The following is a 24,725-nucleotide window of genomic DNA, read 5'->3' as shown; positions in this document are numbered from 1 at the left end:
CAGGTTGCCGATCCTGCTTTTTATTTTTATGGAAACTGAACATCATAGTTCGTTTTATTGGACTAATCGTTGTTACCTGTACAATAATAAAGCCCTTTCTGTATTGAGTCATACGAAGAATCAATCAAGTTGTGCATGAATTTGAATTGTGGTTTGACCGGTTATCCTTTCCCGAGGAGCGAAGTTTTGGTGGTGGCCAATCTATACTGCTGAGAATTATTACTGGCTGGAAGACAGCTAAATGGGGAAGAGCGGTGCCTGAAAGAACCGCTCTCCTGTAAAACTCGTATTAATCTTTCGCTTGGTGTTCCTCTCCTAATGTTAATAGCCATTCTTTTAAGATATGTTTTTGCACATATCTTTTTCCGTTTATTTCAATATGAGGGAGGTCTGTGAGATCCTTCGCTAAGTGTTTCGCCTCCGCTTGGGTTATGCCTAAAAAATGCCCGATGTAAAAGTGAATATCTCGTTCTTTAATCAGCATGATGTCATTTTTTCCGTTAGCTTTTGGGTTGTTAATATGCTTTAATCCTTCTCCGATAAAATATCCAGCCAATGCAATACCGATTCCTAAAAAAACGTCCATGTGTCTGCCTCCATTATGTAATCGTCATGTTATACGGTCAATCCATATCATTGGTTTCATTTTTTTGATTGTGTACACAAAAAACCGCCAGAGCAAGCTCTGGACGGTTTCTATGCTTTCTCAATCTGCACTCGGCCTGAGAAAAAAGTGGCGCCTCCGCCCATATCAGACAAGCGGTCTGGGGTCAGGGCGTTAACAAGCTGATTTTTGCCTGGTTCATCTGCCCATAATCCTTGACTGACGACAACACCGGGCAGCACTTGTTCTCCGACTGCGGCGGTTAGTTCACACTCACCTCGGCTGTTCCAAATCCGTACAGCTTCACCATCAGTGATGCCGTGTTCTTCGGCATCTATCGTGTTGATAAAGAGTTTCGGTGTTTTTTCAAGTTTGACGTGCTTTGCATTGTTGGAAAACGTTGAATTTAAGAAATTATGATTCGGCCCCGGAACATACATAAACGGGAATTCTTGATCCGGCGCAAGCGGCGTATGTGTCGGTAACGGCGGGAAACCGGCTTGTTTCATTTTTTCTGAATATAATTCTATTTTTCCGCTCAGTGTCGGCAGTTTACCCGGGAACAGCGGCTTTTCACGCTTCGCCTTCATAAACGAACGTTCAGTGAGTGATTCATAACGAATCTCTGCCAAATAAGGGTTATCTGGATGGTGAAGCGCCTGGCGGATTAAGTCTTCATCTGAATCTTTCAGCTCCTGATCCGTAAAACCCATTGCCTCAGCCAATAACCGGAATACCTCGGTATTAGACTTACTTTCTCCGTATTTCTCAATCACCGGCTGCTGAAGCTGAATGTAATGGTGCCAGTATGAGGTGTAAAAATCAGTATTTTCAAAAGCAGATGTAGCAGGCAGTACAATGTCCGCATATTTGGCTGTTTCTGTCAAAAACAAATCATGAACCACGGTGAACAAGTCATCCCGCAGGAGGCCTTGTCTGACTTTGTTCGCTTCTGGCGCCACAACGGCTGGGTTCGTCCCATAAATAAAGAGGGAGCGAACAGGAGGGTCTGTTTCCAGAAGGACTCTGCCCAGCTGGTTCATATTAAACGATCTCGGTGTGCGGCCTTTCAGTAAATCAGGACGCTGAAGCGCGTTGGTGTTATATTCTAAAATTCCGCTGTTATGCTTGATGGCGCCGCCTCCTGTATGCATCCATTGACCGGTAATCGCCGGAAGACAGGCAATCGTTCTAACAATCATCCCACCGTTGTCGTGATGCTGAAGGCCGTTTCCGATTCTGATAAAGGAAGGGGAGGTTTCACCATACATTTTTGCCAGCTGATAGATATCGTCGGTACTGACACCAGTGATCAGCGATACCTTTTCTGGATGATACTGTTTCACATGCTCGCGCAATTCTTCATAGCCGACTGTATATTCTGATAGAAACGCTTCATCGTAAAGGTTTTCTTTAAATAATATGTGCATGATTCCAAGGGCAAGCGCGCTGTCGGTACCGGGTTTTATAGGAATAAACCAATCTGCGAGACGCCCTGTCTGATTTTTATGCACATCAATCACAACAATTTTTGCGCCTTTTTTCCGTGCCTTTTGTGCGATTGTAATTTGATGCATGTTTGTGCTGACTGCGTTAATTCCCCAAAAGATAAACAGTTTTGTATGAATCGTTTCTTCAGGATCGATTCCAGCACTCACACCCATGGTATATTTATAGCCTTCTGAACCGGCTTTGCTGCAAATCGTCCGCTCAAGCTGGCTTGAGCCCAGACGGTAAAAGAAGCGGCGGTCCATTCCTTCAGCTGTTAATTTTCCCATATTGCCGTAAAAGCTGTAAGGCAATATGCTTTCAGCTCCTTCTTCATCAATCAGCTGTTTCCAGCGAGATGTGATGGTGTCAATCGCTTCTTCCCAAGAAATTGGTTTAAACTCTGCCTCGCCCTTCATACCTATTCGTTTCAGCGGAGTCGTCAGCCGCTTCTCATCATAGATGCGCTCAGCCATATTTCGTACTTTGTTGCATATATTTCCGGCTGTCACGGGATGATCAGGATCACCCTGCACTTTTACAATTTTCCCGTCTTTTTTATGTACCAGTAATCCGCACTGGTCCGGGCAGTCCAGTGAGCAAACGGATTTAAAAATGCCGTTTTGTTGAGTGGCAAACGATTTCATAGCCCAGTTCCTCTCCCTAGTTAGATATATTGTAAGAATTATAACATTTCGAATGATAACGTCAATTCTGAAAAAAAGACATTGACATCAATCTGGGTCTTCTTTATGATAAACGTATTCTTAATTCTGAAAATTACATACAAAACATTTTCTATCAAGAGAGGTGGAGGGACTGGCCCTATGAAACCTCGGCAACATTATTGTGCCAATTCCAGCAAGCGACAGCTTGAAAGATAGGAAAGTAAGGTTTATACCGGCTTCTGTCTGTGGCAGAGTGCGCCTATACATGAATCTCTTTCCATCTTTGGAGAGAGATTTTTTTGTGTGAAAAATAACGATGAAAAGGATGTTTTGCATCATGACGGTTTTGATTACAGCACCGTATAACGAAGAAGGACGAAAAGAGCTTGAAAAATTGTTCGGTTCCGTTGTTTATCAGTCTTGGAAAGAAAACGGCCGGGCATATAGAGAAGAAGAATTGATTCAGCTATTACAAGAGTCAAATGCGACGGGGTTGATTACTGAGCTTGATCAAGTGACAGAAAACGTGTTTGCATCAATGCCGGAACTTTCATTTGTGGGAGTATGCAGGGGAATGCCTTCCAATGTTGATGTGACAGCAGCGTCAAACAGAGACATTCCGGTTTTCTATACGCCTGGGCGAAACGCACAAGCTGTTGCTGAAATGTTTATCGGAAATGTAATATCATTTCTCCGTCATACAAATACCTCAAATCAATGGCTAAAGGATGGCAAATGGAACAGCGATTATTTGCAGGCGTATGCCAAATTCAAAGGTAATGAAATAACAGGAAAAACCGTGGGTATGGTGGGATTCGGAGCGGTTGGGCAAAGGATCGCAAAACTGTTGACTGCATTTGACTGCAAGGTTTTGTATTACGATCCATACGTACACCACGATCATCCGCTATATGAAAAAGTATCTCTGGAGAAGGTTTTTTCAGATAGTGATATCGTTTCTGTTCATCTGCCGCGTACAAATGATACGCTTGGCCTCATTGATCGTTCGTATTTTGACTTGATGAAAGAGAGCGCCATTTTCGTGAATACATCACGAGCTGTCGTGGTAAACCGAGAGGATCTTTTATCTGTACTGAAAGAAAGTAAAATCAGGGGAGCGATATTAGACGTTTTTTATCACGAGCCTCCAGAGGAATCGGATTATGAATTTATTTCATTGCCTAATGTTCTGGCAACACCACATTTAGCAGGAGCAACATTTGAAGTAGAGGATCATCACGTTACCATTCTGAACGAAGCGCTTAAAAAGTGGAGGGATGAAAAAACTCTCAATATTCCGACTTTATATAACAAAAACGATCTTACAGCAGAGGTGTAAGAAAAGGAGGGCATCAGGATGACGAAACAAAAAGGTTATCTCGTATTTGACATTGGCACTGGCAATGCAAGAGTTGCAGTCGTAAGTGTGTCGGGCAGCGTTCAAACGGTTGAACGGGAGGACATTGTATATACGGCCGAGCCGCTTTATCCGGACAGCCGCTATTTTTCTCCACAGGCGCTGTGGAATCAAATCATGAATCTGGCTAAACGTGCGATGTCTCGTTCTCATCATATTGAAATTATTGGTCTCACTTCAACAAGTCAAAGACAGGGGATCGTGCTGCTCGATCAAAATGGTGAGTCTTTCCTCGGTCTGCCGAACATTGACAATCGGGGCAGGGAGTGGGAGGGAAATATATCGAATCGTGAAGAAGTATATAGCCGAACAGGCCGTCTGCCGACTGCGCTTTTTTCAGCGCTAAAGCTTTATGGTTTAAAGCACCGGCAGCCCTTCTTATGGAAAAAGACTGCAAGCTTCACAAGCATCAGTGATTGGGTGACGTATCAGCTGAGCGGAATTTTGGCATATGAACCGTCACAGGCGACGGAAACGCTTCTGTTTGATGTAAAACAAAATACATGGTCAGAAGAGATGTGCAATATATTCGGTTTCTCGCCATCTATTCTTCCGCCTCTAGTAAGAGCGGGAACAGTCATTGGATCGATAACTGATGAGTATGCGTCAGAATTGGGACTGTCACATCATGTGAAGGTTATAGCGGGTGGGGGAGATACACAGCTTGCTGTCAAAAGCACTGGTGCTGCTCTGGGAGATGCAGTCATTGTATCAGGTACGACAACACCGATTACCAAAATGATTGATGAAACTCATGAGGACAGACATCATAAAGCCTGGCTGAACTGCCACACAGATCAAGGACAGTGGCTTGCAGAGACGAATCCCGGGATAACAGGTCTGAATTTTCAAAAATTAAAGGATATTTTCTATCCGAATGAACCGTACGATGTGATGGAACAAGAAATTACTGCAATAGCTAAGGAAGATCATTCCTGTGTGTCGTCCCTCGGTTCATATTTATCGGCAGAAAAAAACAATCTAGCGAAAGGCGGCTTTCTCTTTGATGTACCGCTTTCAGCCCATTTAAGCAGAGCGCATTTTGTACGTGCGGCATTACAGGAGATTGCATGTTCAATCAAATGGAACTTTGACATTTTAACAGAGATCACTCCGTTTAATCGTGACTATGTGTGGGGATGCGGAGGCAGTTTCCAAAGCAGAGCATTTACACAATATATCGCCAATCTTCTTCAGAAAAAAATCTATGTCAAAGAAGGATACAGTCAGGCATCAGTCGTTGGTGCTGCGGTGGTTTGCAATGAGGCCTTTCGTTTGACCGAAGAAATGTCTGGAAGTGTTCGGGTGATAGAGCCACAGGATTGCCGGATAGAAATGGCTTTATACGAGGAGTGGAAGCAGGTCCAGCGCTTCTTTTCAGGATTAGAGCCGTCATCGGGAAACAAGGTATTAGCATAAGGCGGAATTTGCCGCCGTTTGAGGAATTATACATGTTCTTACTTTATCGAGGTAATACGGTAATTGAGATAAGCATCTAAGGAGGATACAGATATGTTAGATCAAATTGGTATACCAAAGCGGCTGGCCTGGGGGTTTTTAGGGGTTGTGCTGTTTATGATGGGAGACGGCCTTGAACAAGGATGGCTCAGTCCTTTTCTGATTGAAAATGGGCTCACCGTTCAGCAATCTGCTTTGATTTTCAGTATATACGGCATTTCACTGGCCATTGCTTCATGGTTTTCAGGTGTATGTCTGGAAGCATTTGGGGCAAAGCGAACGATGTTTATGGGGTTGTTGTTTTATGTGATCGGTACAGCTGCTTTTATCGTCTTCGGATTTGAACAGCTAAATCTGCCTGTCATGTATGTGACTTACTTTATTAAAGGCTTAGGATACCCGCTATTTGCTTATTCCTTCTTGACATGGGTCATCTACAGAACACCGCAGAACAGGCTCAGTACAGCTGTCGGCTGGTTCTGGATTGCATATTGTCTGGGCATGTTTGTTTTCGGTGCTTGGTATTCAAGTTATGCCATTAAAACGTTTGGTTATTTAAATACGCTGTGGAGTTCTATTTTCTGGGTATGCCTCGGCGCAGTCTTCGCGTTGTTTGTTAATAAAGACCGATTTGAAAAGAAGAAAAGAAAAAGATCAGAAACGGCTGAGGAGCTTTTAAAAGGCGTTACCATTCTCGTTACCAATCCGCGGGTGCTGACAGGAGGAGTGATTAGAATCATCAACAGCATCGGCACATATGGTTTTCCTGTGTTTTTGCCGATGCACATGGCTCAGCATGGCATTTCAACTCATGTGTGGCTGCAGATTTGGGGAACGATTTTTCTGGGCAATATTGTATTTAACCTCATTTTTGGAATTGTCGGTGATAAATTCGGATGGAAAAACACCGTCATTTGGTTTGGCGGTGTCGGCTGCGGCATTTTCACCGTTTTATTATACTATGCGCCTGTTTTTTCAGGCGGGAATATAGCGGTTGTGAGTATCATCGGCTTTGTATGGGGCGGTTTGCTAGCAGGCTACGTGCCGATTGGTGCGATTGTGCCGACAGTTGCCGGAAAAGACAAAGGAGCCGCCATGTCCGTTTTGAACCTGGCAGCCGGCTTATCGGCATTTGTCGGACCTGCTTTAGCTTGGATGTTCATCGGACTCGTCGGTGCACAAGGCGTTGTCTGGATTTTTGCGGTGCTTTATCTTGCGAGTGCAGTCATGACGAAACGTATTAAGATACCTGAAGAAAAAGAAGGACAGAAAGAGACTTCCCCTCAATATGCATCCTGATGAAAAGCGCCCCTGGAATAGGGCGCTTTTTTCAGCAATGGTTTCAGTTACACAGTGCTCCGGAATGCTTGGTCTGAAAAGGAGTTTCATCATCACCAGTCCACCTAATAAAAGAAGGGATCGCTTCTGCGTTTATATCGCTTCTTAACTCTCCTGATTGTATGTCTTTTTTCTTCAAATGTATTTTTGTAAGTCGCGCGTTCAACATTGTAATAATGTCGGGCATTTAATGGTTTTCTGTATTTCTCTTCAATTAGATCTTCAAAAAAGGGAATTCCAATGCTTTTTCCTTATCAAATTTACGTTACCGAACCATGATATACCTTTTTCATATTGATCAATATGATATTGTCGTATGATTTGCAATAAAATAGACAATATGTTGACAAAGTGACAAAAAGTGCTATGATGATAAAGACAACAAATTGTCTTTTTTAGGAGGGTTATAATGGATTTTTCTAAGGAACTAAAAGATTTATTTTTAATGCAGCAGTCTTACGCTACACTTTTTTCTGTTTTAAACAAAATTCAATCACGAGGTGATGAGTACTATGAAAGCTTAACGACTAGGCAATTTATGACAATGGTCTCCATACTGCATTTACCGGAAGAAGAAACCACTTTCAACAACATTGCCAAAAAATTAGGTACGTCGAAACAGAACATAAACAGGCTGGTCAGCAGTATTGAAAAAAGAGGATATGCCGTTACTGTGCCAAGTAAACGTGACAAGCGTGCGGTTAATGTGAAAATTACCGATTCTGGAAAACGCGTTTTAGAGGAATGCGGTGAAAAAGCTGTGTACTTTATGGCAGATATTTTTCAAGGATTTTCGACGGAAGAATTAGAGACACTGTGGAATTTATTGAAAAAGCTATACAGTTTTGACGGAGAAGAGCAGGATGGTTTCGAAGAAGACGCTCGTGACTTTGAAATTGAACAAGAACGTGATGATCTGAAAATAAAAGTTCTTCAGGAATTCGCAAAACGGAGAATGTAAAAGGAGATACGTATGAACAGCGTGGCATCAATTGAAAATTTGACAAAGCAGTACACGAACAAAGCTGCGGTAGAAGGCATTTCATTTGAAGTAAAGGAGGGTGAAGTTCTTGGGCTTCTTGGCCCAAACGGAGCAGGAAAAAGCACAACGATTCATATTATATCCGGAGTACTGTCGGCCACTTCCGGAAATGTTACGATATTGGGCCATAATGTAAAAAACGGCGCAAAAAAAATGAAGATGGGCATTGGAATTGTCCCTCAGGATATCGCCATCTATGAGGATATATCCGCTGAGAAAAATGTTCGCTTTTTTGCCAGTCTATACTCTCTTAAAGGAGAAGGTCTGAAAGCCCGGGTTAAGGAGGCTTTGGAGCTCGTACAGCTATATGATCGTAAAGATGATAAGCCTAAGACTTTTTCAGGTGGGATGAAAAGAAGATTAAACATTGCCTGTGCTATTGCCCATCAGCCGAAACTGATTATTATGGATGAACCGACTGTTGGAATAGATCCTCAATCCAGAAACCACATTCTGGAGTCTATTAAAGTGCTGAAAGAAAAAGGAGCAAGCATCATTTACTCAACACATTATATGGAAGAGGCGGAGGCTATTGCTGATCGGATTATGATTATGAATGAAGGAAAAATCATTGCTAACGGGACGAAAGAGGAATTATACAAAAAAGTAAATAAAGAAATGACCTATTCTTTTCAGCTGGCGAATGCAGATAAATTAAACAAAAACATTCTAAAGGATATCGAAGGGGTTATAAAAGTGCTCTTTATAGAGAATGAATTGAAAGTTACAGTCCGAAAGAACCAAGATCCCCTAGGTGAAATCATAGCAGAATTAAGTGTTCAAGGATGTAGCATTCTGCATATGAGCAGTCAAGAGGCATCCTTAGAAACGGTATTTTTAGAGCTGACGGGAAGAAATTTAAGAGATTAGGAGAGGCATCATGAATTTAGTGAAAGTAATGTCATTTGATTTTAGGAATATTTTAAGGAATCCGGTTCTCATTTTAGCCAATACGATTTTTCCTTTCATTCTTATTCTGATCATGGGCTTTGTCACAAAAAATAGCTTTGGGACAGGCCGTATCAGTTCCTACGATTATTACGGGGTGAATATGATGATTTTCTCAGCGGCTCTGATCGCGATGACCGCGTCCAACACATTTATGGAAGAAAAGGTGAAGAGAGGAAACATCCGCCTTGTATACGCACCCGTTTCAAAGACAAGTATTTATCTTTCAAAATTACTATCAACTTACATATTCAGTGTGATTTTGTACACCATGAATGTATGGATGGCTCAAACGATTTTTAAATTGAACTTTGGCGGTGAAGATCTTCCGTATATCTTGCTTTTACTGCATGTCTTTTTGTTCTTTGGCTGCTGTTTCGGCACCATGTTTTGCTGCATTTTCAAAAATGAAGAACGGGCGAATAGCATCATGCAAATTCCAGTTACTTTTTTTGTTTTTTTAGGAGGCGTTTTTTTCGGGATTCATAGATTTGGAGATACCGTAAATGAAATTTCCGTATTTTCTCCGGTTAAATGGGTAGCGGAATGCTCATTTCGCCTCATTTATGATCATGATTTCAGTATTTTGCTGCCTGTGGTATCCATTCTTCTCTTGGCTTCAGTCGTTTGTATTGCCGTTTCCCATGTTGTTTTTAAGCCTGAGGGATATGTATGCTGAATCTATTCCGAAATAGGTGGGAACGAATACTGGCCAAGAAAGCCATTATTATCATTGCAGTGATCATCATTCCGCTGATGGTTGGGGCAGCCATTCTTTTTTCCGGTAAACCGGTCTTAAAAGAAACCATTGCATTTGTTACGGAGCAGGATGAGATGAATAATCTCCCCAAAGATCCTGCCTTTCGAGTGGTTATGATCCATCAAAACCCGAGGTTCTCTGATCTTGTGTTAGGAAAATATGCAGCAGTTGTAGAAAAAAATCATCAAGACTATAAGGTAACCACTTTGAAAAGTAAAGCTGATGAAAAAATGATTCGGGAGCTTTTTGAGACTGGGAAAATGCCGATCAGCTATAAAGGAGAGGATAAAATAAGGATTGAAAGGGGGACAGGCACAAATATTTTAGGATTTATCGTGATGCTTGTTTTTATGCAAGGTGTCGCGCTCACTGCCTTGTATCCTGAAGATCGGATGCTTAAAACCTTCAGGCGGATTTTAGTGTCACCTGTAAACGAGAACAAATATCTGATTGTTCAGTTTACCTTTACATTTTTATGTCTATACATACCAACCTATCTGGCCATTGTGATGACAACATTATTAATTCATGTGGATATTGGCTTTCGCTTGGACATTTTTGCTGAACTGCTGGCTGTTCTCGTAGTGCTTGCAGCGTCATTCGCTATTTTTATGTCTTCAGTTATGGATCGAAACTTAAGCTTGGTGACGAGCGGAATCAGTGTGGTTACGTCTGTATTGTCAGGCTGCTTTATTTCTTTTACGCCTAATCTCCCCGTCTTAGATGTACTCTGTACCATTTTGCCGCAAAAAGCATTCATGACCTTAATCCATGGAATAGAAATGGGGCAGACAGTGCGGGAATTCAAATTTCAGCTTTTTTATCTCTTTCTTTGGTCGGCATTATTTTATGTCTTTGGAGGCTTTATTTCAAGTAGCAGGACAAAAAAAGGGATTTATTAATGGATGTCACTAGATGTATAGAGCGCTACGAATCTTTTTTATATATGACAAGGCTTTGTCTTCGTCAATGCCGCGATGATATGTAGTCTTTTTGATTGCCATTGCTGTAAGTATTTTCGGCTATGATATTTTGGGAGGCAACCTTGAAGAGGGAAAGGCAGACGAGAGAATAGGGAAGAGCAGCAAGAGAATGTCTTATCATTCTCTTGCTTTTCATGATTTTATAATAGAATAAACATTTGCATCATAAGGTACACCGCTTTGGTACATATATTGTCTTAATACGCCTTCTTTTTCAAATCCCATTTTTAGCAGCAAACGATTTGACGCTTCATTTTCCCTAAAAACAACTGCACCGATTCGCGTTAGTCCAAGGATGCCAAAGCCGTAAGACACAATTTCTAAAATGGCTTCTGACGCATAGCCGTTTCGCCAATTCGCCGGGCTGATTTCATAACCGATTTCTGCACGTTTATGCTTGGGAGCCAAAGCATGAAATCCAATCGTACCGATGAGTTCTTTGGTGTCTTTTCTTTCAATTCCCCACCGTATTCCTCGTTTTTCTTGAAAATTGTCGGCAAACTGATGAATCATTGTATTTGCCTGATCTATACTTTCAAAGGGATCAAGTCCGTAGTAGCGAGTGACGTCATGGTTTGAAAAACAAGAAAAAATGGCTTCCGCATCTTTCTCTGTCATCTCTCTTAGAATAAGCCTGTCGGTTTCTAATACAGGAAACACCAAATCCCTCCCTAATGATGTATGTAGGTTTATCATATCCCTTTTATTTCCTCTTTTCTATATGGAAAGCGAATTTGATGAAACAAAGGATCGAATTTGTTTTTCTAAATCCTCTTTGTTTTTCTTAAATTGTTTCATTCGATGACCGTTCGCGCCCGATGGGTGAGGGAAGCCATGAAGGCAGGTCAGCTGCCAGTTGCTGTTTTGCCTGATCAGTGTTTCACAGACTGTTTCGGCTGCTTTGCCTAGCGGGATAAGAAGAGCAGAGCCCGATAGCTTTTCAAGTTCAGCGGGGAAATACTTATATGCATAAGTGCTTAGCATAGATGAGCGGGGGATAACAGGACTATGTCCTGTATAGTTTTTCTGCTGAATGAAAACAGGGTATTTGATAACAGAAGTGGTGTGAAGCATATGGCGCAAGTCGCCGAAAAGCTGTGCGGCGCTTTGAATGCCTAAAACCTGCGGCAGTCCGCATTGATCCAGCATCGTTATCAGGTTATGTCTCATAGTTCCAGAAAGTCCTGCAGCTTTTTTGGTGTCTAAAGCCATCTGTTCTAGAGAACGGCCTTTGTGCAAGCTTTCGATGGCTGTTTCATAAGCTGTTTTCATTTGTGAAAAACCCGGCGTTATGCCTGAAATCACAATCGAAGCAGCTTGATTGATATATTCATTATGAGGTGAATAATACATTTCTAGCGCGTTTTCTTGGTTTATGCGAAATGGGGAAGTAAACAAATCTGTTTTCGAAAGCGGTCTTGATACCGGAAGAGTATGTAGTTTCTCTGCAAATGTTGCCAAACCGCTGCGGTTTTCAATCATGGCTTAACCTCCCTAAAAATGATATCCCATTGTCCATTTTAAACGTAACAACGGGATATCATTCATATTTAACCTCTATTCAAATGTCCAGCATGCCACACCTCTTTAACTGCTTGAGGCGCTTCTTTCACTTCAGCAGCAGTCTGCTGCAACGCGGTTTTTTTCATTTCAACATCGTATTGAATCATTTTTTGCTTTTGAGACAGCTGCTGTGCTTCCGTTTTTACCACTTCAACTTGTTTTTGCATCGATTGCGTAACTGCAGTGAGTTCCTTCATGGTGGGATCTATTTTTTTCTTGTTTTGAATCACATTTATCCCTAAGTAAATGATTGAAATGGCTATTACTGCAATACTGATATAAACGATAACCATATATATGTTCACCCCTTTTCTAATGTCATACCCTATTTCGCCTACTATAATCAGGTGAAATGTTATCTGCGCAGTTCATATAATTTGCGTATTGGTTTTCATGTGCTTATAATGTGTTATCGTACATATGTAAACAAAGAAAGGGTGCTTCAATTGCAAAGTTTACAAAATAAAACTGCTCTTATCACAGGCGGAGGCAGAGGGATTGGACGCGCTACAGCTCTTGCGCTTGCAAAAGAAGGCGTAAATATCGGTTTAATCGGACGCACTGCCGCTAATGTTGAGAAAGTCGCAGAAGAAGTAAAAGCACTTGGTGTGAAAGCTGCGTTTGCTGCTGCGGATGTAAAGGATGCAGCACAGGTTGATCAAGCTGTGGCTTCTATTAAAGAGGAGCTTGGCGAGATTGATATTCTTATTAACAATGCCGGAATCAGCAAGTTTGGCGGATTCTTAGATCTATCCGCTGATGAGTGGGAAAATATTATTCAAGTGAACCTAATGGGTGTATACCATGTTACTCGTGCGGTGCTTCCTGAAATGATTGAACGCAAAGCTGGTGACATTATTAATATTTCTTCTACAGCCGGCCAAAGAGGAGCAGCTGTCACAAGCGCTTACAGCGCATCTAAATTTGCCGTTCTTGGGTTAACGGAATCTCTCATGCAAGAAGTGAGAAAGCATAATATCAGAGTCAGCGCGTTAACGCCGAGCACTGTCGCAAGTGATATGTCGATTGAACTGAACCTGACAGACGGTAATCCTGAAAAGGTTATGCAGCCTGAGGATCTTGCTGAATATATGGTGGCTCAATTGAAATTAGATCCGCGTATTTTCATTAAATCTGCAGGATTGTGGTCTACAAATCCGTAAAACGAAAGCCTGTCTAGTGACAGGCTTTTTTTATTTGAATTCAATCCGCACAGGTAAATGTTTAACGCCAAACACGAAAGGACTTGGTATCGCTTCAAGTCTCTGTTCATCATCAGCTTTTTCAATATAAGCTGACATAGACAAGAGGGAGGAAAGAGCGATGTTTGCTTCGAGTCTGGCCAACGGTGCCCCGAGGCAAAAGTGAATTCCGAACCCAAAGCTGAGATGGGGATAGGAGGGGCGGTTAATGTTAAAACGATCAGGTTCAGAAAATTTAGCTTCATCCCGATTGGCTGACGCGACCCAGCTGATAACGGAAGATCCTTTCTTTATCAATGCTCCGCCAAGCGCTATATCTTCTGCTGCAACTCGTCCGATGGCTTGAACAGGCGGATAATAGCGGAGCGTTTCTTCTATTACATTAGGGATATAGTCTGTATTTTGTCTTATCTGTTGTTGCATGGCTGTGTCTTCCGTGATGTAGCGAACAGCATTCGCGATCAAGTTAGTAGTCGTTTCGTTCCCCGCGACAAGAAGAAGAATGCAAAAACCGAGCAGCTGCTCTTCTGTTAGATATTCTCCATCCACCTCTGACTGCAAAAGCATTGTAATCAAATCTTCTTTTGGGTGAGCTCGTCGTTTTAATAGAATGTCTCTAAAATAGTTGCTTAAGAATGCGTGGCCGTCCCGGCGTTTTTGAACCATGTCATCAACAGCTTTGTCTGAACTGTCCTTCGCTCCGGACACGAGTACGTCGGAGTATGTTTTGATGATGTGCCGGTCTTCCGTCGGTGCTCCAAGCATTTCAGCAATGATAATAACAGGAAGGGGGCCTGCTATATCATCTATCATATCGATTGTGTCTTTTTGCCGCGCCTCCTGTAAGAGGAATGCTGTAACGTCTTTTATGCGGGTTTCGATTTGTTTCACTGCCTTTGGAGTAAACGATTTGTTGACGAGTGCGCGTAATTTGGTATGTTTCGGAGGGTCCATTGTTAAAATGCTTTCTGCCTGTATGCCGCGTTTAGATGAAAAAAGTTTGGGATTTTTCAGGATGAATTGAACGTCATCATATTTAAAAACATCCCAGCAATCACGCTGTTTGTCATAGCGGACAGGAGACAATTTCCGAAGCTTCTCATAAATCGGGAAGGGGAAAAGACGGTCTTTTTCGAATTGTAATTCTTTCATGGGGATTAAGTTGGCGTAACGTTCATCTTTGGCAGGACGAGCTGCTTGCTTTGTCATTTTATCATCTCCTTTATCCATACGTTATCAAAGGCTGTTTTTCAATTCAACGGACATATATTGAAGAAAATGTGAATCGGACAATAGTTTTAAATTGAAGATAATAGTGAAAATAAGTTATAATGAACAAAACAAACTATGTACCAAATGTTCAATATATCTTTTATTCTCTCTAGCCATATAAACATCAATCACAAAATAACTCGATTAACCAGATCATTAATAGAAAGCAGGAGAACAATAGGAAAAATTGAATATTTAGTACATAGTATTCTCAGTTTACAGAGAAGGGGTGCAGACGATGAAAGAAGAAAAAAGAAGTTCCACTGGATTTTTGGTCAAACAGCGTGCGTTTTTGAAACTTTATATGATTACCATGACTGAGCAGAAAAGACTCTACGGATTAAAGCTTCTGGAAGTGCTTCGATCAGAATTTAAAGAGATTGGTTTTAAACCAAACCATACAGAGGTTTACCGGTCTTTGCATGAGCTCCTTGATGATGGGATATTAAAACAAATCAAAGTAAAGAAAGAAGGGGCTAAGCTTCAAGAAGTTGTCCTCTATCAATTTAAAGATTATGAGGCAGCCAAGCTGTATAAAAAACAGCTGAAAGTGGAGCTGGATCGCTGCAAAAAACTGATTGAAAAAGCACTGTCAGATAATTTTTAACAAAGAAAAAACCCGGTATAGCCACGAGTATCGGGTGTTTTCTGTTTTTCATTATACATATTTGTCGAAATGAAACAATACAAATCAATAGTGACCTTCAAACTTGACATCATTTCCTCACGTGGTAACATTTTAAACGTGTGAAAATACGAACAAAAAAGCGAACAAAGGAGATGTTACCGATCTTTGATCAAAAAAAGGTAGCTTTTATTGGAGCCGGATCTATGGCGGAAGGAATGATATCAGGTATCGTTCGTGCCAAAAAAATCCCAAAACAAAACATCTGCGTTACAAACCGCAGCAATACGGAGCGATTAGCTGAGCTTGAACTTCAATATGGAATCAAAGGCGTGGCGCCGGATCACTTATGTATTGAAGACATGGATGTGCTCATTTTGGCGATGAAGCCAAAAGATGCTGAACACGCTCTGTCATCATTAAAAACACGTATCCAACCCCATCAATTAATTTTGTCGGTGCTAGCCGGCATAACCACCTCTTATATTGAACAATCATTGCATAATCAACAGCCGGTTGTCCGAGTAATGCCTAACACATCAAGTATGATCGGCGCTTCTGCAACTGCCATCGCGCTTGGCAGGCATGTGACAGATGATTTAGAAAAACTGACGGCGGCTTTGCTCGGCTGTATGGGTGAAGTGTATACCATCCAGGAAAATCAAATGGACATTTTCACAGGAATTGCCGGCAGCGGACCTGCTTATTTTTATTATTTAATGGAATTCATCGAAAAGACGGGCGAAGAAGCGGGACTCGATAAACAATTATCACGAAGCATCGGTGCACAGACACTCTTAGGTGCTGCAAAAATGCTGATGGAAACAGGAGAACAGCCTGAGGTGCTGAGAGACAATATCACCTCGCCAAATGGAACGACTGCTGCCGGATTGCAGGCTTTGAAGAAGAGCGGCGGAGGAGAAGCGATTTCTCAAGCCATTAAACATGCAGCTAAGCGTTCAAAGGAAATTAGCGATGATCTTGAAAAAACAGCGGCACCGCTATAAAACAGGAGTGATACAGTGACGTCTGAAACAGAAATGAAAAGAGTTGTCGTGAAGATCGGCAGCAGTTCATTAACAAGTCTTCATGGGGAAATCAGCATTCGGAAACTGGAAGCTTTAGTGGACCAGGTCGCCAAACTAAAAGACGCCGGATATGAAGTCATCCTGGTTTCTTCCGGCGCAGTAGCTGCAGGATATCGCAAGCTCGGATTTCTTCAACGACCAGAAAATCTGCCTGAAAAACAAGCGTCTGCTTCAATCGGTCAGGGATTGCTGATGGAGGCTTATTCAAAGCTGTTTTTGGCGCACGGTTACATGGCTTCCCAGATTTTAATTACGAGAAGTGACTTTTCTGATGAATACCGATATCACAATGTTCGGAACACAATGAATGTACTGCTTGAACGCGGTATTATCCCGATAATTAACGAAAATGACACAGTGACCGTCAATCGGCTTAAGTTTGGCGATAATGATACACTCGCAGCGAAAGTCGCCGGATTAATCGATGCGGACCTGCTTGTGATTTTATCGGATATCGATGGTTTATATGACGGCAATCCGCGAAAGAATCCAAAAGCGAACAGGATGCAGCGGGTCAGTGAGATTACACCGGAAATTGAAGCGTGCGCAGGCGATACAGACAGCGAAGTCGGCACCGGAGGCATGAGATCCAAATTGGATGCGTTTAAAATTGTGATGGCATCTGGCATTAAAGGATTTCTTGGCCAGGCAGACACCGCCGATATATTATATCAAGCTGTTCATGGAGAGGCGGAAGGCACCTATTTTGAAGCTGAGGGAACGCTTCCGTTGAATCAAAAAGAGCAGTGGATCGCTTTTAATTCCGGACCTGAAGGTGAAATTGTGTTATCAGATGACTGTTCCGGCCGAATAGCTGACGGTCAATCGAGTATATACCCAGATGGTGTAAGGGAGATTAAAGGAAAATTTAAAAGCGGCGCTGTTGTCCGCCTGACTGATTCTCATGGTGAAGACATCGGCCTCGGGATCGTCAATTATTCTTCCGCGCAACTTGAGACACCCGAAAAAAATAAAGATATGAAAAACAAAGCTGTGATTGATCCGGAAGCGTTTGTATGCCATTTGGATTTATCTTTACCTGTATATTAAATAGAAGACATACACGAAAAAAACCCGAACTTCCGCACAGAAGCTCGGGTTTTTTTTATTGATACTGTTCCAATTTCGAGAAAAACTGTATGACAAACTCATAAAAATCCTGCGCTGACGGTGCAAGCTCTCTGTTTTTCGGCTTAATAATTCCGACAGTCCGTTTAACTTGAGGAAACTCAATTGGAATTTTCACTGTAAATCGGGGTGTCGTTTCAGCAAAAGTGCTCTCCGGCAGGAGGGTGACACCCATACCTGCGGACACCAATCCTTTGATAGCGTCCAAATCCTCACCCTCCGTAGAGACAAGAGGGGCAAACCCGGCCTGTTTGCAAGAGTCAATCGCCATTTTTCTGAGCACAAACCCTTCCGGAAACAACACAAATTGATCGTTGCGCAAATCGATTAAATGCACCGTTTTTTGTTTGGCAAGCGGATGATTTAATGGTACAAGCGCGTAAATTTTTTCTGTGAATAGGATATTTCCTGCTATATCTGGAAAATTCGTCGGCACAGGGCCTAATAACGCTAAATCGATATCGCGGTTTCTGACAGCTTCAATCAGAAACTTATAAGAGCCTTGGCGCAGCAAAAACTCGACGTGCGGATATTCTTCTTTAAATGCCGAAACGACAGTCGGCAGAAGCTGACTGGCGAGGCTTGTAGGAAAACCAATTTTTACTGTTCCGCGATGCGGGTCAAGGTACTCATCAATTTGTTCTTTTGCATAATCGATGGCTTTCATCGCTGTTTTGACATGAATTAAAAATTCTTTTCCAATCGGAGTGAGTTTGATATTTCTCCCTTCACGCTCAAATAAAGTGACATTTAATTCTTCTTCAAGGTTTGCAATTTGTCTGCTGATGGCTGATTGGGCCACATGCAGATAATCAGCGGCTTCTGAAACGTGTTCTCGCTCAGCAACCTCCATAAAATAGCGCAGTTGGCGCAGCTCCATGTATGTTTCACATCCATCTATCTCATTTTGAGATTCTTTTGATCTAAATTATATATTGTTTATATCGTTTTGAAAACCTACAATAATATTAGAGTTGTTAGATTTTATGACCGGTATTATCGGAAACTGATCGGGGGAGAGGAATTATGACTTACAATCAAATGCCAAAAGCTCAAGGTCTCTACCGTCCTGAATTTGAACATGATGCGTGCGGAATCGGCCTATATGCGCACTTAAAAGGCAAGGCGACACATGACATCGTCAAACAGGGGCTGCAGATGCTTTGCCAGCTCGACCACAGAGGAGGCCAAGGCAGTGATCCGGATACGGGAGACGGCGCCGGCTTACTGGTTCAAATCCCTGATGCTTTCTTTAAGAAAGAGTGCAAAGATATCAATCTGCCGGAAAAAGGACGTTACGGGGTAGGAATGGTCTTTTTCTCGCAGAAGGAAGATGAAAGAAAAAAAATCGAAAAGCAAATCAATGCACTGATTGAACAGGAAGGCCAAGTAGTGCTTGGATGGAGAACTGTACCTGTAAATGTCGGAAAAATCGGAACAGTAGCACAAAAAAGCTGTCCTTTTGTCCGTCAAGTATTCATTGGCGCAAGTTCTGACCTGAAGGATGATTTGTCGTTTGAGCGAAAATTGTATGTCATTCGTAAACAGGCTGAAAACTGGGGAGTAACGGAAGGTCTAGATTTTTATTTTGCCAGTCTTTCAAGCCAAACTATTGTTTATAAAGGCCTTTTAACACCTGAACAGGTTGATGCGTTTTATTCCGATCTGCAAGATGAGGCATTCGTATCTGCTTTTGCACTAGTTCATTCACGCTTCAGCACAAATACCTTCCCTACATGGGAAAGGGCACACCCAAACCGCTATTTGGTTCACAATGGTGAGATTAACACTCTTCGAGGAAATATCAACTGGATGAGAGCACGTGAACAGCAATTTGTGTCTGAAAGCTTTGGTGAGGATCTCAATAAAATTCTTCCAATACTGAATGCTGACGGCAGTGACTCTTCCATTTTGGATAACGCATTTGAGTTTTTCGTTATGGCGGGACGCAAGCCGGCACATACGGCGATGATGCTGATTCCTGAGCCATGGACAGAAAATACGCACATGTCTAAAGAAAAAAGAGCGTTCTACGAGTATCACAGTTCATTAATGGAGCCTTGGGACGGTCCGACTGCCATTTCATTTACTGACGGAAAACAAATCGGTGCAATCCTTGACCGTAATGGTTTACGTCCGGCTCGTTATTATGTGACAAAGGATGATTATATTATTTTCTCATCTGAAGTCGGCGTTATTGAAGTTGAACAGGAAAACGTCTTATATAAAAACCGCCTTGAACCAGGAAAAATGCTTTTAATTGACCTAGAAGAAGGCCGCATCATTTCTGATGAAGAAATAAAGACACAAATCGCAACTGAATATCCATACCAAAAATGGCTTGAGGAAGAGCTCGTGCAAGTGAATCCTGATCCGGAAACAAGAGAGGAAGAGCAGTTCGCGGATCTTCTTACGCGTCAGAAAGCGTTTGGATACACATATGAGGATATTCAAAAATATTTAATTCCTGTTATTAAAGAAGGAAAAGATCCTCTCGGCTCAATGGGGAACGATTCGCCGCTTGCTGTTTTGTCTGATCGACCGCAATCGCTGTTTAATTACTTTAAGCAGTTGTTTGCACAGGTTACAAACCCGCCGATTGACGCGATTCGCGAGCAGCTCGTGACTTCAACAATGACCTGGCTCGGAGCAGAAGGCGATCTCCTTCATCCAAATGAACGTAACGTTCGCCGAATCAAGCTGTATACACCCGTGTTATCAAATGAGCAGTTTTATGCACTGAAAACAATCGTCCATCCTGATTTAAGAAGCCAAAAGATTAATGTGCTGTTTTCAGAAGATCTTGAACGCGGGTTAAAAGACATGTTCACCCAAGCTGAGAAAGCAATCAGCCAAGGCATAAGTCTTTTGATTCTGTCCGATAGAGCAATGAATGAGCAATTAACGCCAATTCCGCCGTTGTTAGCAGTCAGCGCACTGCACCAGCATTTAATCCGAAAAGGATTGCGCACGAAAGTCAGCATTATCGTTGAATCGGGAGAAGCACGAGAAGTTCATCACTTTGCAGCTCTAATCGGCTATGGTGCTGATGCTGTCAATCCTTATCTGGCATATGCAACCTACAAGCAGGAGATTGACGAAGGCCGTTTGGATATCAGCTATGAAGAAGCGGTCAGCAAATATGGAAAAAGCATTACCGAAGGTGTCGTAAAAGTGATGTCAAAGATGGGAATTTCTACTGTACAGAGCTACAGGGGCGCCCAAATCTTTGAAGCGGTAGGAATCAGCCATGACGTAATTGACCGTTATTTTACGGGAACAGCATCACAGCTCGGCGGCATTGACTTAAATACCATTGCGGAAGAGGCGCAGCGCCGCCACCAGGAAGCGTATCAAGATGATTACAGCAAAACGCTTGAACCGGGAAGTGACTTCCAATGGAGAAACGGCGGAGAGCATCACGCGTTTAACCCAAAAACGATTCATACCTTGCAGTGGGCGTGCCGCAGAAATGATTACAATCTGTTTAAACAGTATACGAAAGCGGCAGATGAAGAACGAATCGGATTCCTGCGAAACCTGTTCTCATTTGATGAAGACCGCAAGCCTCTAAAAGTGGAGGAAGTAGAATCTGCTGAATCGATTGTCAAACGTTTTAAAACAGGTGCGATGTCATTTGGATCATTAAGTAAGGAAGCTCACGAAGCATTAGCGATTGCGATGAACCGCTTGGGCGGAAAAAGCAACAGCGGGGAAGGCGGAGAAGATCCAAAACGCTTTGTGCCGGATGAAAACGGCGATGACAGAAGAAGTGCGATCAAACAAATTGCATCCGGACGATTTGGTGTAAAAAGCCATTACTTAGTCAACGCCGATGAGCTGCAGATTAAAATGGCGCAAGGCGCAAAACCGGGAGAAGGCGGACAGCTGCCGGGCAATAAAGTGTATCCTTGGGTTGCCGATGTCCGCGGATCAACACCAGGGGTCGGGTTGATTTCACCGCCTCCGCACCATGACATTTATTCTATCGAGGATTTAGCCCAGCTGATTCACGATTTGAAAAATGCGAACCGTGATGCAAGAATCAGCGTGAAGTTGGTCTCGAAAGCGGGTGTCGGAACGATCGCTGCGGGTGTTGCTAAAGCAACTGCAGATGTCATTGTGATCAGCGGTTATGACGGAGGTACAGGTGCTTCACCTAAAACAAGCATTAAACATACAGGGCTTCCGTGGGAGCTGGGCCTTGCAGAAGCGCACCAAACCTTAATGCTGAACGGACTCCGTGATCGTGTTGTATTAGAAACAGACGGAAAGCTTATGACAGGCCGGGACGTTGTCATGGCCGCATTGCTCGGCGCCGAAGAATTCGGTTTTGCAACTGCTCCGTTAGTTGTTCTCGGATGTGTTATGATGCGCGCCTGCCATTTGGATACATGTCCTGTCGGGGTAGCGACTCAAAATCCTGAACTTCGCAAAAAGTTCATGGGAGATCCTGATCATATTGTGAACTACATGCTGTTTATTGCTGAAGAAGTCCGTGAATACATGGCTGCATTAGGTTTTAAAACGTTCGATGAAATGATCGGCCGCACTGACGCACTTAACGTGAGTGAGCGGGCAAAGGCGCATTGGAAAGCGAGCCAGCTTGATTTGTCCACACTTCTTTATCAGCCGGAAGGCGTACGGACATTCCAAACACCGCAAAACCATAAAATTGATCAATCGCTCGATATCACAACGATTCTTCCTGCTGTAAAAGATGCCATTGAATCTGGGAAAGAAGCTGATATTTCAGTCGAAATCAATAACACAAACCGTGTAGCAGGCACTGTAACAGGCAGTGAAATTTCGAAACGTTACGGTGAAGAAGGACTTCCGGAAGATACGATTAAGCTGCAATTCACAGGATCAGCCGGCCAAAGCTTTGGAGCGTTCGTTCCTAAAGGCATGACGCTTTATTTAGACGGAGATTCAAATGACTACGTCGGAAAAGGTCTGTCTGGCGGAAAAATCATTGTCAAATCACCGGAAGGATTCAACTCCGCATCACATGAAAATGTGATTATCGGCAACGTGGCATTCTATGGCGCGACGAGCGGAGAAGCATATATTAACGGCCGTGCAGGTGAACGCTTTGCCGTTCGGAACAGCGGTGTGAATGTTGTTGTTGAAGGCATCGGTGATCACGGCTGTGAATACATGACAGGCGGAAGTGTTGTCGTACTGGGTGATGTCGGCAAAAACTTCGCGGCTGGTATGTCCGGCGGAATCGCGTATGTATTGGCCGAAGATGTAAAAGCATTTAAACGCAAATGCAACCTTGAAATGATTTTGTTTGAGTCTTTAGAGGATGAAAAAGAAATTCAACAAGTTAAAGCAATGCTTGAAAAGCATGCTGCGTATACAAACAGCCAAAAAGCTGCAGACCTGCTTGAACAGTGGGAAGACAGTGTGAAAAAATTCATTAAAGTGATTCCGAAAAACTATAAACAAATGCTTGCGAGCATCGAAGAGCAAAAAGCTGCGGGCTTATCTGAGGAAGAAGCCGTTATGTACGCGTTTGAAGCCAATACGAAACCAAAGCAGAAAACAGCGCCGGCGGGACAAAAACAAGCGGTAGTGCAGTAAGGAAGGGGAGAGGAACATGGGGAAACCAACTGGATTTATGGAAATCAAACGAGAAAAACCAGCTGAGCGAGACCCTCTCACTCGCTTAAAGGACTGGAAGGAATATTCTGCTCCTTTTTCAGAAGAAGCGTCGAAACGGCAGGGGGCGCGGTGTATGGATTGCGGTACACCGTTTTGCCAGATCGGTGCTGACATTAACGGATTTACATCCGGCTGTCCGATTTACAACTTAATTCCTGAATGGAACGACCTTGTCTACAGAGGCAGATGGAAAGAAGCATTAGAAAGGCTTTTAAAAACAAACAACTTTCCTGAATTCACAGGGCGGGTTTGTCCCGCTCCTTGTGAAGGCTCATGTACACTGGCGATTTCCGACCCGGCCGTATCAATTAAAAATATTGAACGGACCATTATCGATAAAGGGTTTGAGAATGGCTGGATTCAACCTAGAATTCCGAAAAAACGAACAGGCAAAAAAGTTGCCGTCGTTGGGTCGGGCCCAGCCGGACTGGCGAGTGCTGACCAGCTGAACCAGGCTGGACATTCTGTCACTGTATTTGAACGCGCAGACAGAGCGGGCGGACTTTTAACTTACGGCATTCCAAACATGAAACTTGAAAAAGGAATTGTCGACCGCCGTATTAAGTTGCTGACGCAAGAAGGAATCGATTTTGTTACAAATACGGAAATTGGCGTTGATATAACGGCTGATGAGCTGAAAGAGCAATTTGATGCTGTAATCCTTTGCACAGGTGCTCAAAAACAGCGCGATCTATTAATCGAGGGACGCGAATCAAAAGGTGTTCACTACGCGATGGATTACTTGACGCTTGCTACAAAAAGCTACTTAGATTCTAACTTTAAAGACAAGCGATTCATTGATGCGAAGGGGAAGGATGTTATCGTGATCGGAGGCGGAGACACAGGAGCTGACTGTGTGGCTACCGCTTTGCGCCAAAAAGCCAAAAGCGTGCACCAATTCGGCAAACACCCGAAACTACCCCCAGCTCGCACGAATGATAATATGTGGCCTGAACAGCCGCACGTCTTTACGCTTGAATATGCGTATGAAGAAGCAGAAGCAAAATTCGGAAGAGATCCGAGAGAATATTCGATCCAAACAAAAAAATTGGTTGCCGATAAAAACGGCAAATTGAAAGAGCTCCATACGATTCAAATGGAGAAAGTGAAAAATGAGCATGGAAAATACGAGTTCCGTGAACTGCCTGGAACTGAAAAAGTATGGCCTGCTCAGCTCGTCTTTATCGCTATCGGCTTTGAAGGCACAGAACAGCCGCTTTTAAAACAATTCGGTGTTGATTCTAATAACAACAAAATCAGCGCAGCATATGGGGATTATAAAACAAATATCGATGGTGTTTTCGCCGCAGGGGATGCAAGAAGAGGGCAAAGTTTAATCGTATGGGCGATTAATGAAGGCCGTGAAGTGGCGCGTGAAGTTGATCGGTATTTGATGGGGAGTTCCGTTCTGCCGTAAATAAAGGGGATTATATAAAAAAAGAAACCGGACTGTTTGTCAGCCGGTTTCTTT

At 42.8% G+C, this 24,725-nt stretch carries 20 protein-coding genes and 1 riboswitch; of the genes, 13 read left to right on the top strand and 7 right to left on the bottom strand.

All coding sequences use genetic code 11. The annotated features are described in order from the left end of the window. Positions 1–289: 289 nt before the first annotated feature. On the bottom strand, positions 290–586 hold the full coding sequence (locus NSU16_RS10000) for a hypothetical protein (RefSeq protein WP_339176779.1): 297 nt from the start codon (positions 584–586) through the stop codon (positions 290–292). 110 nt (positions 587–696) lie between these two features. After that, the gene (locus tag NSU16_RS09995; RefSeq protein WP_339190681.1) at positions 697–2,739 is read right to left on the bottom strand and encodes a molybdopterin oxidoreductase family protein; all 2,043 of its coding nucleotides are present in this window, start codon (positions 2,737–2,739) and stop codon (positions 697–699) included. A 148-nt stretch (positions 2,740–2,887) separates the two neighbouring features. Next, positions 2,888–2,979: riboswitch (SAM riboswitch) on the top strand. A 97-nt stretch (positions 2,980–3,076) separates the two neighbouring features. On the opposite strand from NSU16_RS09995, the gene NSU16_RS09990 reads away from it, so the two are divergent. From NSU16_RS09990 to NSU16_RS09960, 7 genes are all read left to right on the top strand, one after another. Continuing rightward, positions 3,077–4,099 (top strand): 2-hydroxyacid dehydrogenase, encoded by a 1,023-nt coding sequence (locus NSU16_RS09990; RefSeq protein ID WP_238933050.1) that lies wholly within the window; start codon positions 3,077–3,079, stop codon positions 4,097–4,099. An 18-nt stretch (positions 4,100–4,117) separates the two neighbouring features. Further along, complete coding sequence (locus NSU16_RS09985; protein WP_339192613.1) at positions 4,118–5,596, top strand: FGGY family carbohydrate kinase; 1,479 nt, start codon at positions 4,118–4,120, stop codon at positions 5,594–5,596. A 93-nt stretch (positions 5,597–5,689) separates the two neighbouring features. Further along, the gene (locus NSU16_RS09980) at positions 5,690–6,934 is read left to right on the top strand and encodes an MFS transporter (protein WP_326202596.1); all 1,245 of its coding nucleotides are present in this window, start codon (positions 5,690–5,692) and stop codon (positions 6,932–6,934) included. Positions 6,935–7,382: 448 nt separating this feature from the next. Further along, positions 7,383–7,934, top strand: a complete 552-nt coding sequence (locus tag NSU16_RS09975; protein ID WP_010334482.1) for a MarR family transcriptional regulator — start codon at positions 7,383–7,385, stop codon at positions 7,932–7,934. Positions 7,935–7,946: 12 nt separating this feature from the next. Continuing rightward, on the top strand, positions 7,947–8,885 hold the full coding sequence (locus tag NSU16_RS09970) for an ABC transporter ATP-binding protein (RefSeq protein ID WP_326202593.1): 939 nt from the start codon (positions 7,947–7,949) through the stop codon (positions 8,883–8,885). Positions 8,886–8,895: 10 nt separating this feature from the next. Then, a complete protein-coding gene (locus tag NSU16_RS09965; protein ID WP_339192610.1) occupies positions 8,896–9,642 on the top strand; it encodes an ABC transporter permease in 747 nt (248 codons plus the stop codon). Further along, entirely contained in the window at positions 9,636–10,625 is a 990-nt protein-coding gene (locus NSU16_RS09960; RefSeq protein ID WP_339192608.1) for an ABC transporter permease, read from the top strand. Before NSU16_RS09965 ends, NSU16_RS09960 begins: the two co-directional genes overlap by 7 nt. Positions 10,626–10,838: 213 nt before the next feature. On the opposite strand, the gene NSU16_RS09955 is transcribed toward NSU16_RS09960, so the two are convergent. From NSU16_RS09955 to NSU16_RS09945, 3 genes are all read right to left on the bottom strand, one after another. After that, complete coding sequence (locus NSU16_RS09955) at positions 10,839–11,366, bottom strand: GNAT family protein (RefSeq protein ID WP_339192605.1); 528 nt, start codon at positions 11,364–11,366, stop codon at positions 10,839–10,841. 57 nt (positions 11,367–11,423) lie between these two features. Then, a complete protein-coding gene (locus NSU16_RS09950; RefSeq protein ID WP_339192603.1) occupies positions 11,424–12,188 on the bottom strand; it encodes a hypothetical protein in 765 nt (254 codons plus the stop codon). Positions 12,189–12,256: 68 nt separating this feature from the next. Continuing rightward, positions 12,257–12,562 (bottom strand): DUF948 domain-containing protein, encoded by a 306-nt coding sequence (locus NSU16_RS09945; RefSeq protein ID WP_268449362.1) that lies wholly within the window; start codon positions 12,560–12,562, stop codon positions 12,257–12,259. 153 nt (positions 12,563–12,715) lie between these two features. On the opposite strand from NSU16_RS09945, the gene NSU16_RS09940 reads away from it, so the two are divergent. After that, positions 12,716–13,432 (top strand): 3-ketoacyl-ACP reductase, encoded by a 717-nt coding sequence (locus NSU16_RS09940; RefSeq protein ID WP_168747990.1) that lies wholly within the window; start codon positions 12,716–12,718, stop codon positions 13,430–13,432. A 30-nt stretch (positions 13,433–13,462) separates the two neighbouring features. On the opposite strand, the gene NSU16_RS09935 is transcribed toward NSU16_RS09940, so the two are convergent. Continuing rightward, the gene (locus NSU16_RS09935) at positions 13,463–14,680 is read right to left on the bottom strand and encodes a cytochrome P450 (RefSeq protein ID WP_268447429.1); all 1,218 of its coding nucleotides are present in this window, start codon (positions 14,678–14,680) and stop codon (positions 13,463–13,465) included. A gap of 301 nt (positions 14,681–14,981) precedes the next feature. Here NSU16_RS09935 and rtp point away from each other — a divergent pair, with 301 nt between their 5' ends. The 3 genes from rtp (at position 14,982) to proB (ending at position 17,506) form a co-directional block, all read left to right on the top strand. Next, the gene (gene rtp / locus NSU16_RS09930) at positions 14,982–15,350 is read left to right on the top strand and encodes a replication termination protein (RefSeq protein ID WP_010334473.1); all 369 of its coding nucleotides are present in this window, start codon (positions 14,982–14,984) and stop codon (positions 15,348–15,350) included. Between the two features lie 146 nt (positions 15,351–15,496). Next, positions 15,497–16,375, top strand: coding sequence for a pyrroline-5-carboxylate reductase (gene proC, locus NSU16_RS09925; protein WP_168749441.1), 879 nt, complete (start codon positions 15,497–15,499; stop codon positions 16,373–16,375). Between the two features lie 15 nt (positions 16,376–16,390). Next, positions 16,391–17,506: a glutamate 5-kinase gene (gene proB, locus NSU16_RS09920; protein ID WP_339192597.1), complete on the top strand. Its 1,116-nt coding sequence runs from the start codon at positions 16,391–16,393 to the stop codon at positions 17,504–17,506. 55 nt (positions 17,507–17,561) lie between these two features. Here proB and gltC read toward each other — a convergent pair whose 3' ends face one another. Continuing rightward, positions 17,562–18,464: a glutamate biosynthesis transcriptional regulator GltC gene (gene gltC / locus NSU16_RS09915; RefSeq protein WP_024121635.1), complete on the bottom strand. Its 903-nt coding sequence runs from the start codon at positions 18,462–18,464 to the stop codon at positions 17,562–17,564. A 146-nt stretch (positions 18,465–18,610) separates the two neighbouring features. Between gltC and gltB the strand changes: the two genes are divergently transcribed. Together gltB and gltD are read left to right on the top strand one after the other, a co-directional pair. After that, a complete protein-coding gene (gltB, locus tag NSU16_RS09910) occupies positions 18,611–23,173 on the top strand; it encodes a glutamate synthase large subunit (protein ID WP_339192594.1) in 4,563 nt (1,520 codons plus the stop codon). A 16-nt stretch (positions 23,174–23,189) separates the two neighbouring features. Next, positions 23,190–24,671 (top strand): glutamate synthase small subunit, encoded by a 1,482-nt coding sequence (gene gltD / locus NSU16_RS09905; RefSeq protein WP_268449356.1) that lies wholly within the window; start codon positions 23,190–23,192, stop codon positions 24,669–24,671. Positions 24,672–24,725: the final 54 nt, after the last annotated feature.

The sequence above is a fragment of the Bacillus sp. FSL K6-1003 genome (assembly GCF_037964945.1).
In the GTDB taxonomy this organism is placed as follows: domain Bacteria; phylum Bacillota; class Bacilli; order Bacillales; family Bacillaceae; genus Bacillus; species Bacillus mojavensis.
Note: the sequence above shows the minus strand (reverse complement) of the source record. Positions and strands in the feature narration are given on the sequence as shown.